Annotated in this window: 13 protein-coding genes, 1 tRNA gene and 1 pseudogene; 3 read left to right on the forward strand and 12 right to left on the reverse strand. The window is 57.0% G+C overall.

Translation table 11 applies throughout. The annotated features are described in order from the left end of the window. The coding region (gene acnA / locus P8O11_RS03710; RefSeq protein ID WP_300291778.1) for an aconitate hydratase AcnA at positions 1–1,418 on the forward strand (1,418 nt) is incomplete at its 5' end. A gap of 139 nt (positions 1,419–1,557) precedes the next feature. Here the strand turns inward: acnA and P8O11_RS03715 are convergent. Then, positions 1,558–1,634: transfer RNA gene (locus P8O11_RS03715), tRNA-Arg, on the reverse strand. Between the two features lie 109 nt (positions 1,635–1,743). On the opposite strand from P8O11_RS03715, the pseudogene P8O11_RS03720 reads away from it, so the two are divergent. Then, a pseudogene (locus P8O11_RS03720) lies at positions 1,744–3,219 on the forward strand (fused MFS/spermidine synthase). On the opposite strand, the gene P8O11_RS03725 reads toward P8O11_RS03720, so the two are convergent. From P8O11_RS03725 to P8O11_RS03775, 11 genes are all read right to left on the reverse strand, one after another. Continuing rightward, positions 3,216–4,436, reverse strand: coding sequence for a cysteine desulfurase (locus tag P8O11_RS03725; RefSeq protein WP_300291781.1), 1,221 nt, complete (start codon positions 4,434–4,436; stop codon positions 3,216–3,218). The pseudogene P8O11_RS03720 and the gene P8O11_RS03725 sit on opposite strands and share 4 nt — an antisense overlap. Then, complete coding sequence (locus tag P8O11_RS03730; RefSeq protein ID WP_300291783.1) at positions 4,429–5,052, reverse strand: YIP1 family protein; 624 nt, start codon at positions 5,050–5,052, stop codon at positions 4,429–4,431. The genes P8O11_RS03725 and P8O11_RS03730 overlap by 8 nt, the downstream gene beginning before the upstream one ends. After that, on the reverse strand, positions 5,042–5,539 hold the full coding sequence (locus tag P8O11_RS03735) for a YIP1 family protein (protein ID WP_300291785.1): 498 nt from the start codon (positions 5,537–5,539) through the stop codon (positions 5,042–5,044). The genes P8O11_RS03730 and P8O11_RS03735 overlap by 11 nt, the downstream gene beginning before the upstream one ends. Positions 5,540–5,543: 4 nt before the next feature. Next, entirely contained in the window at positions 5,544–6,830 is a 1,287-nt protein-coding gene (locus P8O11_RS03740; protein ID WP_300291787.1) for a SufD family Fe-S cluster assembly protein, read from the reverse strand. Further along, positions 6,830–7,588, reverse strand: a complete 759-nt coding sequence (gene sufC / locus P8O11_RS03745; RefSeq protein ID WP_300291789.1) for a Fe-S cluster assembly ATPase SufC — start codon at positions 7,586–7,588, stop codon at positions 6,830–6,832. Before sufC ends, P8O11_RS03740 begins: the two co-directional genes overlap by 1 nt. A gap of 28 nt (positions 7,589–7,616) precedes the next feature. Then, positions 7,617–8,408 (reverse strand): polysaccharide pyruvyl transferase family protein, encoded by a 792-nt coding sequence (locus P8O11_RS03750; protein WP_300291791.1) that lies wholly within the window; start codon positions 8,406–8,408, stop codon positions 7,617–7,619. Positions 8,409–8,410: 2 nt separating this feature from the next. Continuing rightward, the gene (locus P8O11_RS03755) at positions 8,411–8,617 is read right to left on the reverse strand and encodes a hypothetical protein (protein ID WP_300291794.1); all 207 of its coding nucleotides are present in this window, start codon (positions 8,615–8,617) and stop codon (positions 8,411–8,413) included. A 119-nt stretch (positions 8,618–8,736) separates the two neighbouring features. After that, the gene (locus P8O11_RS03760; RefSeq protein WP_300291796.1) at positions 8,737–9,297 is read right to left on the reverse strand and encodes a hypothetical protein; all 561 of its coding nucleotides are present in this window, start codon (positions 9,295–9,297) and stop codon (positions 8,737–8,739) included. A gap of 108 nt (positions 9,298–9,405) precedes the next feature. Further along, positions 9,406–10,920: a Fe-S cluster assembly protein SufB gene (gene sufB, locus P8O11_RS03765; protein WP_300291798.1), complete on the reverse strand. Its 1,515-nt coding sequence runs from the start codon at positions 10,918–10,920 to the stop codon at positions 9,406–9,408. Between the two features lie 28 nt (positions 10,921–10,948). Beyond that, positions 10,949–11,989 (reverse strand): aminotransferase class V-fold PLP-dependent enzyme, encoded by a 1,041-nt coding sequence (locus P8O11_RS03770; protein WP_300291800.1) that lies wholly within the window; start codon positions 11,987–11,989, stop codon positions 10,949–10,951. Positions 11,990–12,159: 170 nt separating this feature from the next. Next, positions 12,160–12,621 (reverse strand): Rrf2 family transcriptional regulator, encoded by a 462-nt coding sequence (locus P8O11_RS03775; protein WP_300291802.1) that lies wholly within the window; start codon positions 12,619–12,621, stop codon positions 12,160–12,162. Positions 12,622–12,791: 170 nt separating this feature from the next. Between P8O11_RS03775 and P8O11_RS03780 the strand changes: the two genes are divergently transcribed. Beyond that, positions 12,792–13,167 (forward strand): alpha/beta fold hydrolase (locus tag P8O11_RS03780; protein ID WP_300291805.1); only part of this gene is annotated, 376 nt, incomplete at its 3' end.

Genomic DNA, 13,167 nt, shown 5'->3' on the forward strand with positions numbered 1-13,167 from the left:
ACACACTCAGCTCCGGCGATGTGGTGATCGCCTCGATCACCTCCTGCACCAATACATCCAACCCCTATGTCATGATCTGCGCAGGTCTTGTCGCGCGAAAGGCGCATGCTTTGGGCCTCAACCGCAAGCCATGGGTCAAAACCTCGCTCGCGCCTGGTTCACAGGTCGTTTCCGCTTATCTTGAGGCCGCCGGACTTCAGGATGATCTTGACGCCATCGGCTTCAACCTCGTCGGCTACGGCTGCACCACCTGCATCGGCAACTCTGGCCCCCTACAACCAGAGATATCGCAGGCCATCGCAGAAGGCGACCTTGTCGCCACCTCCGTCCTCTCAGGCAACCGCAACTTTGAGGGCCGTATCTCGCCTGATGTGCGCGCCAACTATCTCGCCTCCCCGCCCCTCGTGGTCGCCTATGCTTTGGCCGGCACGATGGACATCGACATCGCAAAAGATCCGATCGCCCAGACAGCTGACGGCAAAGATGTCTACCTAAACGACCTCTGGCCCAGCACCGAAGAAATCGCCGAGCTGGTCGAAAAGACAGTCACACGCGCCGCCTTTCAGGAAAAATACGCTGCCGTCTTCAAGGGCGACGAGAAATGGCAAGCCGTAAAGACATCGACAGGCGAAACCTATGATTGGCCGCCGGCCTCAACCTATGTGCAAAATCCGCCCTACTTCCAAGGCATGTCCAAAACGCCGGGCAAGATCAGCAATCTCGAAAATGCCAAGGTGCTGGCCGTCCTCGGTGATATGGTCACAACCGACCATATCTCCCCGGCTGGCAGTTTCAAGGAAACGACACCTGCAGGGCAATATCTTACAGACCACGGCGTGCCCCCGCGTGAATTCAACTCCTACGGCGCGCGCCGTGGCAACCACGAAGTCATGATGCGCGGCACATTCGCCAACATCCGCATCAAGAACGAAATGCTCGATGACGTAGAAGGCGGTTACACCCTCGGCCCGGATGGCGCTCAAGCTTCGATCTTTGACGCCGCCATGGCCTATCAAGACAATGGAACACCGCTGGTCATCTTCGGGGGGGAGCAATACGGCGCAGGCTCAAGCCGTGACTGGGCCGCAAAAGGCACTGCCCTTCTCGGTGTCAAAGCCGTGATCGCAGAAAACTTCGAGCGTATCCACCGCAGCAATCTTGTCGGCATGGGCGTGATCCCGTTTGAGTTCACAGGAAGCGACAGCCGCAAAACCCTCGGCCTCACAGGCCAGGAAACCGTCTCGATCTCAGGCCTAGACACCCTGAAACCGTTTCAGGAGGTCCCTTGTCAGATCACACGGGCCGATGGCAGCATTAAAGAAATCCTCCTCAAGTGCCGTATCGATACCGCAATCGAGATTGAATACGTCGAACACGGTGGTGTTCTGCCCTATGTCCTGCGAAATCTCGCGCAATAAAAGCGCTCATGCACCCTCCTCTTTCAATAAATATCCTGGGGGGAGCGCGAGGGGGGCAAAGCCCCTCTCGCCCAAGCGGCGACGCAGTCGGCGCAAACGCTGCTGAGCAAAGACGCGGCTCGTAGGTGTATCTGTGAAGTGGTGCACCCGACAGGATTCGAACCTGTGGCCTCTGCCTTCGGAGGGCAGCGCTCTATCCAGCTGAGCTACGGGTGCATCAAAGGCTCTATAACTTCCCATGTCGCGCCCCGCAATCGCGAAAATCACTAGACAAGACATGCATCTTGCCAAAAATACCACTTATGAACACACGCATCCCGCCGCTATGGCTCCTTGTTTTTTGCAAACGGTCGTCTCCGCGGCCTCGCTCGTCGTCGAGATCGTAGCAGGCCGCATGCTTGCGCCCTACGTTGGCATGTCGCTCTACACATGGACAGCAGTCATCGCCGTGGTGCTCGCAGGCTTTTCGGTTGGCCATTGGTGGGGCGGTCTGATGGCCTCCAAGTCCCAAGAAACTGCCCTCAGGCAAACAGGCTGGGTGCTGATCGCCGCCGCCCTAAGTACAGGTCTCGCTGTCGTCATCCTGCAAGGGATTGCAGACCCCGTCATAAGCGCTGTATCCCATCCGCTCGGCGCCATTGTTGCCCTCTGCACGGGCGCTTTCTTTCTGCCGTCCCTCTTCGCGGGCGTGCCGGCGCCAGTGCTCGCCCAGATCGGAGCCAACACCGCGCCAGATTCAGGCCGCGCGCTCGGCGCGCTCTTCGCCGCAGGCGCCATCGGCGCCATAGCTGGTACATTGCTCGCAGGCTTTGTCTTCATCTCATATCTGGGCTCCACGCTCACCTTAGCGCTCGTCGCGCTGGTCTATGTGGCCATGGCACTCTTGTCGTTCTGGCTCGCAGGCCGCCTGCCGCGTGCAGCGCTCCTCGCCAGCATAATCAGCCTCGCCTTTGCAGGCTACGCATTGGCCACACCAAGCCCTTGTGACACTTAAAGCAAATATTTTTGCATCCGCTCCATAGATGTCTCTGAAACAAAAGATGACCCTATACGCATGATGGTCCTCGATCACCTCGTGCACGGGACCAGCTCCGCCAATGATCCAACGCTCATGTATACCGACCACGCCGCCATGCTGGACGCGCTTGCTGAATTGCGCGCACCGCGTCAGGATTTCAGCAGCTTCTTCATCGGCGGTGGCAGCTTCTCTATGCCGCGCGCCATAGCAGCCCGCGAAGGTCACGGGCCGATCACCGTGGCGGAGGTCGACCCCGAGGTGACAAACATTGCCGTCCGTGACTTCTGGTTTGACCCCGCCTCTGCGCATGTTCTTCACGTCGACGCGCGCGTGGCCCTCGCCCGCGACCCGGCGCAATATGACATCATCATCGGCGACGCCTTCACAGATATCGCCGTCCCTCAGCACCTGCTCACACAAGAGTTCTTTGAGCTCGTGCGCACAAGGCTCACGCCTGAAGACAGCTACCTGATGAATGTGGTGGATTATGAGGACAACCTACAAACACTCGGCGCGATGCTGCGCACGCTTGAGACGGTCTTTCCCGTGCTGGAAGTCTGGGTCGAGCAGCACCAGCCCGTCAAAGGCGAGCGCATGGTCTTTATCATCGCTGCGGGCAATGCCGCGACACCAGAGAACAGCTTTATCACCCGCGCACCAGACGCTACGCGCTTCGGCGCTTTGTCTGATACGATGGTTGCCAGCCTACAGGCCCGTGACAGCCTCATCCTCACAGATGACTTCGCCCCGATTGATCGTCTGATGGGCCTGCGCGCAGATTAACCCAGAAGGTTATGCGCCAGCTCCAGCGCATCCACGAGCACATCAACCTCATCCTTGGTGTTATAGAGCCCAAAGCTCGCACGGCAGGTCGCGTTGACACCCATATGCTGCATCAACGGCTGCGCACAGTGATGTCCCGCGCGCACGGCGACGCCTTTTTTATCAAGGATCGTGGAAATATCATGCGCATGAGCCGCGCCTTCCATCGTAAAGCTGAAGATCGCCGCCTTGTCAGGCGTTGTGCCTTGCAAGCCAAGCCAGTTCAGCCCTGTCAGCTTTTCGCGCGCATATTTCGCAAGCTCGGCCTCATGCGCCGCAACCTTGTCCATGCCCAGCTCCATGAGATACTCAAGCGCGGCCCCAAGTCCGATCGTTTGCACAATACCGGGCGTGCCAGCTTCAAACTTCATCGGCCCACTGTTGTAAGTGATCACGTCCTTGCTCACATCGCGGATCATATCCCCGCCGCCCATAAAGGGGCGCATCTCGTCCATGCGCTCTTTTTTTACATAAATCGCGCCAGAGCCCGATGGCCCATAGAGCTTATGGCCCGTGATGGCATAGAAATCACAGCCCATCTCGACAACATTCACAGGCGCATGGACCGCACCCTGCGAGCCATCCACCAGTACAGCGACGCCCTTGGCACGCGCCGCGTCACAGATCCGCTTCACATCGACATGCGTGCCCAGCACATTTGACAGCTGCGTAATCGCAACAAGCTTGGTCTTCGGCCCGATCGCAGCAATCACCTTGTCCACATCCAAAGCGCCTGTCGCATCGGTATCAACCCACTTGAGGCTGACGCCCTGACGCTCGCGCAAAAAGTGCCAAGGCACGATATTCGCATGATGCTCCATCACCGACAGCACAATCTCGTCTCCGGCTTCCATGCGCGGCGCAGCCCAAGCATAAGACACCATATTGATGCCCTCAGTCGTTCCCGAGTTGAGAATAATCTCGTTCTCCGAACCCGCGCCGAGAAAACGCGCAATGATCCCGCGCACCGCTTCATACCGCTCAGTCGAGATATTGCTAAGGTAATGCAACCCGCGGTGAACATTGGCGTATTCTTCAGCATAGCCGCGCGTAATTGCATCAATCACAACCTGCGGCTTCTGCGCCGAAGCACCATTGTCTAGATACACCAAAGGCTTTCCATTCACCTTACGTGAAAGGATCGGGAAATCCGCACGGATCGTATTCACATCATACATTGCTGGCCTCCACAGGCGGCAGTCCAAAGCCGATAAGGGTAAGGATAATCATCAGGCCCACGGCCATCAGAAAAAGCGAAAGCGCAACGGTGCCAATACCTTTAAACATCGTCTCAAAACAGTGCGCGCCTGTCAGCAAGCCAATCAGCGCAAACAAAAGCCAGACATTGCCCACCATCGACATCGTCGAGGCCAGCACCACGGACAGCGCTCCAACAGCCATAATCACAACGCTCATACCAAGCCCGACAAACTGCCACCACGTGACCACAACAAGAACGTCTGTCAGACTGGCCTGCCCGCCCAGAAACTTGCCTGCCAAGAAAAAGGCAAAGACAGACATCACAAGCGAAACACCCAAAACAAGCGCAACCCGCATAGGGCTACCAAAAAAGCCTAGCACAAACTCTAGCTGGGCCGCCTCTTCTGCACTCATGCCCTCCAAAGGCATAGGCGGGGCCGCGTAAAAACTCACCGAGAAAAAAAGCGCATTGAGCACTGCAGCAAGGATCAGCCCAAGCCAGAGCACATCCCGCTTGAGGCCAAGCTCCATAAGCTCCGCCGCCGCGCCCGCAGGCTGCGTCAGCGTGCGCATCACAAGCTCTTTAATCACCATCAGAGGCACTTTCCTTTGCAGCCGCACGGCTGCCGCTGATCCAAAACCACATAAACACTACGAACCAAAGCGCTCCAACGATCATTTGTGGAGTGCCTTCGCCAATAAATCCGCGCACAAGCCCGTGCAAAAGCATCAGCGGCGAGGCCGCCAACACCGCCCAAAAGAGCGCAAGCCGCAGCGCCCAAGGCTCAGCCTTGCTGCGCAACACCCGAAAACCGCCCCAAACAAGAAACGCCAGCCCATACAGCACAAGCGGCATGATAAAGAGCCACGCAAACAATGCGCCCCCCAACAACATCCCCACATCCTGCCCGGTAAGGTGTGCCTCCCGCGCCGCAGCAGGCCAGGAGCTCACAAAAACAACAGCACAGCCCGCCATCAAAATGGCAATGGCGCGGTCTTCTCGCTGCCCCGCCGCCGCAAACCTGCGCAAAACCTGCGCAGGCCCACGGTATGTGGCGACGATGTCCATCACAACAGACATGGAATCAGCCGCGCGAGCGGCGCAGAAGCCAGCCCTCAAGCCGCCCTGTCAGCTCGTCCTTGAGGCCGTCATCTTCGATCTCTTCCACAGCTTCCGCAAGGAACGCCAGCGTCATCAGGTCGGTCGCCATATTGTGTGGCACACCACGCGCGCGCAAATAGAACAAAGCGTCCTCATCAATCGCGCCCGAAGTCGAGCCGTGCGAACAGGCCACATCATCAGCATAGATCTCAAGCTCTGGTTTGGCCAAAAACTGGCTGTCGCCATCAAGCAGAAGCGACTGAGACTTCTGATATCCGTCTGTCTTCTGCGCGCCTGGCTTCACAAGGATCTTGCCTTGGAAAACGCCAGTCGCACCGTTGCGCAGCACCTTTTTGAAAACCTGACGGCTCTCGCAGTTGACGGCGTCATGGGTGATAAACACGGTATCATCATGCACAAAATCACCATCGCCAAGCGCCGCACCTGCCACATGGGCTATCGCGTCATCGCCGGTAAACTCGATGATACATTCGTTGCGCGTCAAACGCCCGTTCACCGTGAGCGTAAAGCTCTTGAACACGCTCTCATGGCCCAGCTCGACAAACATGTGTGTCACAGCGCGGCGCTCGTGGTCCCGCCCCTGCGCGCGCACGTGGTGAAACTCGGCCCCGTCCGCTACAAGCGCTTCAAGACATTTGTTCAACCGCGCAGCGGCCGGACCGTTCTCCAAAAGCGTCAGAGAGGCACCTGCTTCGACCTTCACCATATGGTGCAAAACCGCATCTGATGTGCTGTTTTCGTGGCGATAGATGAGGCTCACAGGCTTGCTCGGTGTTTTGGTGCATCGAATGAGCACGCCATCACTGGCCAGCGCGGTATTGAGGGCTGCCAAAGGCCGCTCTACAGGCTTTTGCCCCTTGGTCTCAAGCGCGCCATAAAGCTCGCTCGCCCAAGAAATATCTGCCGCATCAGCCAACCGCGCAATCTCGATGCCCTCAAGCGAAAGCTCATCTGAGTGCTCGGCACTGAAGACACCGTCGACAAACACAATCTTCAGCCGGTCAAAGTCGTTAAACACGGGCGTTTCATCTGTTGTAAACAGCGCGGCCTCAGGCGCATCGGCCTGCGTCAGCGTGTCAGGGCGTGTGTACTTCCAGTATTCATCACGCCTCGAGGGCAAACCCATGCTGCGCACGCGCGCCAGCGCATCTTCGCGCGCCGCCTTGCTCCAGCCCGCCGCCTCAGGCAGAACCGCCGCGTCAAGCCGGCTCGCCGCCGCCTCCTGCTTTGATTTCAAAATCGCATTCATCACGCAGCCACCTCGGCCAGAATGTCTGCATAGCCATTGTTTTCAACCTCAAGCGCAAGCTCTGGTCCGCCCGTTTTCACGATACGACCATCCGCCATGATATGCACAACATCTGGCTTGATATGATCCAGAAGGCGTTGGTAGTGCGTGATCACCAAGAACCCACGGCCCTCGCTGCGCAGCGCATTCACGCCATCGGCCACAAGTTTCATCGCGTCCACATCAAGGCCCGAATCCGTCTCATCCAAGATACACATCCGTGGCTCAAGCATCGCCATTTGCAAAATCTCGTTGCGCTTCTTTTCGCCGCCCGAGAAGCCGACATTGACAGGCCGCTTCAGCATATCCGCGTCAATCTTGAGTTCTTTTGCCTGAGCGCGGATCACTTTGAGAAACTCGGTCGAGCTCATTTCTTCTTCACCACGCGCTTTACGCTGTGCATTCACAGCCGTGCGCAAGAAGGTCATGTTGCCCACACCAGGGATCTCGACCGGATATTGAAACGCAAGGAAAAGCCCAAGTGCTGCGCGCTCTTCTGGCTCCAGATCAAGCAGGTCGTCGCCGTCCAGCGTGGCGCTGCCGCCCGTGACTTCATAGCCCTCCTTGCCCGAGAGCACATAGGACAGCGTCGACTTGCCAGAGCCGTTCGGCCCCATGATCGCGTGCACTTTGCCCGCTTCCACTGTCAGGTTCACACCCTTCAGGATCTGCTTGTCTTCTTCTTCCAGTTTGACCCGCAGGTCTTTGATTTCCAACATTTTCGCGCCTTTCTCTAATCTTCTATATTTATGCTCCAGCCTTCAGATGGGCTGGAAAATTCTCAATCAGTCTGTCTTTCGCCTCAGCAAGACCGCCCGCATAGGGCAAAGCGCCCGTGCCAAGCTTGGGCAATGCCGCGGCTATATCGTCGTGCCTCAAAGGCAGCGGCATCACACGCCCCACCCCTGCCGCATAATCGTAATACTTCAGCCGCGCGTGCTTCATCGGATCAAGCCAGGTGTTGGCGATCCCATAGCTGTCAGCCACAATAAGCCCATGCAGACTTGACGAGATCACATGCGCACAAGCGCCAATCTCGCGGCAGACCTGCTCTGGTGTGCCCTGCACATCGATATACTGCACAGACGGTTCAGCCTTCAGAAGCGCAACAATTCTAGGGTCACCAAGCTGGCTGTGGTGTAGCACCAGCCCGATCTTGTCGTGCCGCTCAGGGCGTGCGCCAAGCGCCTCAGCCGTCAAAACGCCGGGGTCACCATAGGCTTCAGTTTTCACACCCAAAAGAGCGGCCGTAATCGGCCCCCGCAACATATGAATATCAACATTGGTGACAAAGTCGGTCTTCAGCGGCGCCATCATGCCCGTGCCCCAAATCGCAGGGCGATGCGCGGGGTGTTTCTCATTGCCCCAGACCCGCTTGGCAAATTGCGTAATCGAACCAACAGCAAAAATCTCGGCGTTGCGTGGCTCCGCATGCGCAACTGCACGGCCTGACGCATATGCTGTCACAAACTGACTCAAGGTATCGCCAAAGTTCGGCTTGGCGTTCCACCAATAGAGATGAAGAGGCGTATCAACCATTCTCAATACTCTCCACGGCGCGCATTGATCTTGGGCCCAATCTTTGTATCGTAAGCCTCAATGAGCTTCTCGCTCCACAGTGTGACAACAGCCGCAACCGCGCCGCCGATCATCCAAGCTGGCAGGTCCGCCCAGTTGAGCACCGCCGCCATCACAGCGCCAGCCGCGACAGGCACAATCAGTTTCTTATTTTTCTCAATAAATTCCATAATCTTACCCCACACTTCTCATGCAAACACTGGCTTTTCAAAAGCCAAATCAAAACGGCAAAAACCAGCCTCACCCCCACAGGTAAGGCTGTCTTTTCCAACATCAGAGCCAGATGTGTTTAGATGCTGCTCTGCAAAACCCCCGCAAGCGCGCGCAGATTGTTCTCCATCCCGCCCGCTGGGCTCAAGACCCGCGCCGCATACTCTGGCGAAAACATGGTTTCCCAAAGGAACGGCGCGTGCCTCGCAACGTCGGATTCCCCAAGCACCATCAAAGCGAAGCCCGCCAGCATCACCATCTTGGCCATACCACCGCGAAATCCGATAAATGTTGCCGCCGTCACCAGCGCAACAATCCCGATCGCCAGTTCGCCCGCATGGCACATGATCACCATGGTCATATCTGTGCCCGCAATGAACTGCCCCAGAACATGAAAGCCCAAGAGCCGCCCCGCCAACATCGCCGCGGCGCCAAGCAGAAAGGCCATAGCCCATTTGGGAGCCGCCAGGATAAGCTCGCCACTCTCGCGCTTGAACGCAGCCGCGCGCTTCAGCTGGCTGAGGTTGACTTGCGTCTCGCGCACTTCTCCCTCGCCCGCAATGAGGCGGCCTTTTGCCTTTTCGTCCTTGGCAATTCTCTGGATACGCGCGTCGAACGCGTCGAGATTTCGGTTCATCATAGGCACACCTCACGTCTTGGCTTGCCAACAGAGTTAACAAACCAGTTCGGCACAAATGCGGCAGAACACTGCCTTCATTCGGGCAAGATGTGAGGTGTGCCAAAGACATTAGCCAACCGAGCCTTCAAGACTGATCGCAACAAGCTGTTGCGCTTCCATGGCAAACTCCATCGGCAGCGCCTGCAACACTTCCTTGGCAAAGCCGTTGACGATCAGTGCAACAGCCTCTTCCTCGCCAATCCCGCGCTGGCGGCAGTAAAACATTTGCTCGTCATCAACTTTAGATGTCGTCGCCTCATGCTCCACACGGCTCGAGTTGTTCTTAACCTCGATGTAAGGAACAGTGTGGGCGCCACATTTGTCACCAATCAGCAAGCTGTCGCACTGCGTGTAATTGCGCGAGTTTTTCGCCTTCGGGTGCATGCTCACAAGCCCACGATAGGTGTTCTGCGCCACACCTGCGCTGATCCCTTTTGAAACAATCCGCGACTTGGTGTTTCTGCCCAAGTGGATCATCTTCGTGCCCGTGTCGGCCTGCTGATGGTTGTTGGTGATCGCAATCGAGTAAAACTCGCCCTGAGAGTCGTTGCCGCGCAAAATACAGCTCGGGTATTTCCACGTCACGGCAGAGCCCGTCTCCACTTGCGTCCACATCACTTTGGCACGGTCACCACGGCAATCGGCACGCTTGGTCACAAAGTTATAGATCCCGCCCTTGCCGTTCTCGTCACCCGGATACCAGTTCTGAACGGTCGAATATTTAACTTCCGCATCTTCCTCGATGATGATCTCCACAACCGCTGCATGCAGCTGCGCCACATCACGCTGCGGCGCGGTACAGCCCTCAAGGTAGCTCACATAAGAGCCCTTATCGGCAATGATCAATGTGCGTTCAAACTGGCCTGTGTTCTCGGCATTGATCCGGAAGTATGTGGACAGCTCCATAGGGCAGCGCACGCCGGGCGGCACATAAACAAACGAGCCGTCCGAAAACACAGCCGAGTTCAACGTCGCGTAGTAATTGTCCGTCACAGGCACAACAGAGCCGAGATACTTTTTCACAAGCTCGGGGTGGTCGCGAATGGCTTCTGAGATCGAGCAAAAGATAACACCCGCCTCCATCAACTCTTTCTGGAAGGTCGTGCCGACCGACACAGAGTCAAACACCGCATCCACAGCCACTTTGCGCGGCGCGTCTGTCAGCTCTTCGGCGCCTTCGACCCCCGCGAGGATCAGCTGTTCCTTGAGCGGAATACCAAGCTTTTCATATGTGGCCAAAAGCTTGGGATCGACCTCTTCCAATGACTTCGGCTTCACTTCCATGCTCTTGGGGCGCGCATAGTAATACTGGTCCTGAAAGTCGATCTCAGGATAATCCACCATCGCCCAGTCAGGCTCTTTCTGCTCTTTCCAGCGCGCATAAGCATCAAGCCGCCAGTCCGTCATCCATTGTGGCTCTTCGTTTTTCTCCGAAATAAGCCGCACAATATCCTCGTTCAGACCGAGCGGCGCATATTCCATCTCGATCTCGGTTTCCCAACCGTATTTGTATTTTTCTCCAAGCGTGCGAACGGCCTCAACCGTTTCCTGCTCTACACCGTCTTTAACAATTACTTCATTCATCGCTTGGTTCCTTTTCCGTCCTGTTCGCTTAGGCCGCGCGCGCAGCCTGTTTTTTCGCCTGCGCTGCCCATGTGTCGGCAAAGCGCAAAATATCGTCCCGTTCTGTTTCAAGTCCAAGGCTCACGCGAATACCGCAGCCCGCCTCGGCCTCCTCAAATCCCATTGCCCGCAGCACAGGGCTTGTCTTCACCTTGCCACTGGAGCAGGCCGAGCCTGCAGAAATAGCAAATCCCGCAAGATCCATCTGCATCACTTGCGTCTCGCCCTTCCAGCCCGCGCTGAGCAGACAAGAGGTGTTCGGCAGACGTGGCGCATCTTTCCCGACTAAAATAGGTGGTTTATCTGTGGCCGCAAGAGCCTCTTCAAGCAAATCCCGTCTCTCGCGCACGGCATCCCAACGGCCCGCAGCCACATCGACCACTGCCGCTTCGGCCGCCGCCGCAAATCCTGCAATCCCGATGAGGTTCTCTGTCCCTGCACGACGGCCCATCTCCTGGCCACCCCCTTTGAGAACGGGGTCAAGATCGATCCCACGCCGCATCACAAGCGCACCAACGCCCGTTGGCCCGCCAAGCTTATGCGCCGAAACGATCGCCATCAAAGGCCCGGAGCGCAAAAAATCTACAGTGACTTTTCCAAATCCCTGCGTGAAATCACTCATCCAAAGCCCGTCAGGCAAATCCTGCAACACACCCGTCTCAGAATTGGCGAGCTGAAGCGTCGAAAATCCCGCATCCGAGAGCGTCACACACCCATTGGCCTCGGCGCGCAGCGACGCGTCGCACCAAGACGCAACAGCATCATGCTCCACACCCGAACAGGCAATGCCGCGACCAGCAAGCGCCATGGCCGCAGCCTCGGTGGCCGAACCAGTAAAAACAATCTCGGCCCCCTCCGCCCCAAGCGCAGCGGCCAACCGCGCACGACAGCTTTCCAAAAACGCCTTGGCACGCCGCCCCTCGGAATGCACAGACGAGGGATTGCCAACAATATCCAACGCCTCGCCCATCGCCGCGCGCGCCTCAGGGCGCAAAGCTGTGGTCGCATTATGGTCAAGATAGACCCGCATTCACATGGCCCCTCTGGTTTCGCAGACACCCGTTTGAGCCGGTGTGTTCTGACCAAACGACTTCGAATGCATCTTTTTCTTTTCCCAAATATCCTGGGGGTCTGGGGGCAAAGCCCCCAGCTCGGCGTGACCGCAGGTCGCGCAAAACCTCGTTATGATGGTGAAACAGCTCACTCTTCATCCACCACAGCAAACAGCGAAGGCACCGCGGGGCAAGGCGCAAGCTCGTTGCTGATCACATCCGAAAGCCGCGCCGCATGCAAATAGACATAAACATGCGCCGACAAACCTTCCCACAAGCGGTTGGTCACCGATTGCGCCCGGCTGCCAGATGCGGCTCCACTGGCACCCGCACCTTTTTGCAAGGCATCCACCGTCTCATCCACTGCGGCCAAAACATCAACGATCCGAATATCGACAGGTTTGCGCGCCAACTTATAGCCGCCGCCTGGCCCGCGCACAGACGCCACCAGCTCGGCGCGGCGCAGCTTTACAAAAAGCTGCTCAAGATAGGGCAACGAAATATCCTGACGCTTGGAAATATCACCCAAAGTCACCAAAGCATCCTCGCCCTCCAGGGCGATGTCGGCCAAAGCGACCATAGCATATCTGCCTTTTGTGCTGAGCTTCATAAACAACCTCTTTGACTGCAATAAAAACAGGCGCTTGTTGACCTCGCCCCTGTCACAGACTATCTCGCTAGAAACGCTAGGTGACACATCTAGATTTAGAATAGTTCTAATATGCTCGACGGATTTAGTCAAGAAAGCCCGCGCGCATTTTCAAGGAAGAGACAAACTATATGCCCGAGGTAATCTTTCCAGGCCCAGAAGGCCGACTTGAAGGCCGCTACCACCCACAACCACAGCGCGATGCACCGATCGCGATTGTGTTGCATCCGCACCCGCAATTCGGCGGTACGATGAACAACAAGGTTGTCTACAACCTTCATTACGCCTTTTATAATATGGGCTTCACGGTCTTGCGCTTCAACTTCCGCGGCGTGGGCCGCTCTCAAGGCGAATACGACCAGGGCGTAGGCGAGCTCTCCGATGCCGCCTCAGCGCTGGATTACCTGCAATCCATGAACAACAATTCCAAGCATTGCTGGGTCGCAGGCTTTTCCTTTGGCGCATGGATTGGCATGCAGCTTCTGATGCGCCGTCCCGAGATCACAG

The sequence above is a fragment of the Lentibacter sp. genome, from assembly GCF_029254145.1.
GTDB lineage: Bacteria > Pseudomonadota > Alphaproteobacteria > Rhodobacterales > Rhodobacteraceae > Lentibacter.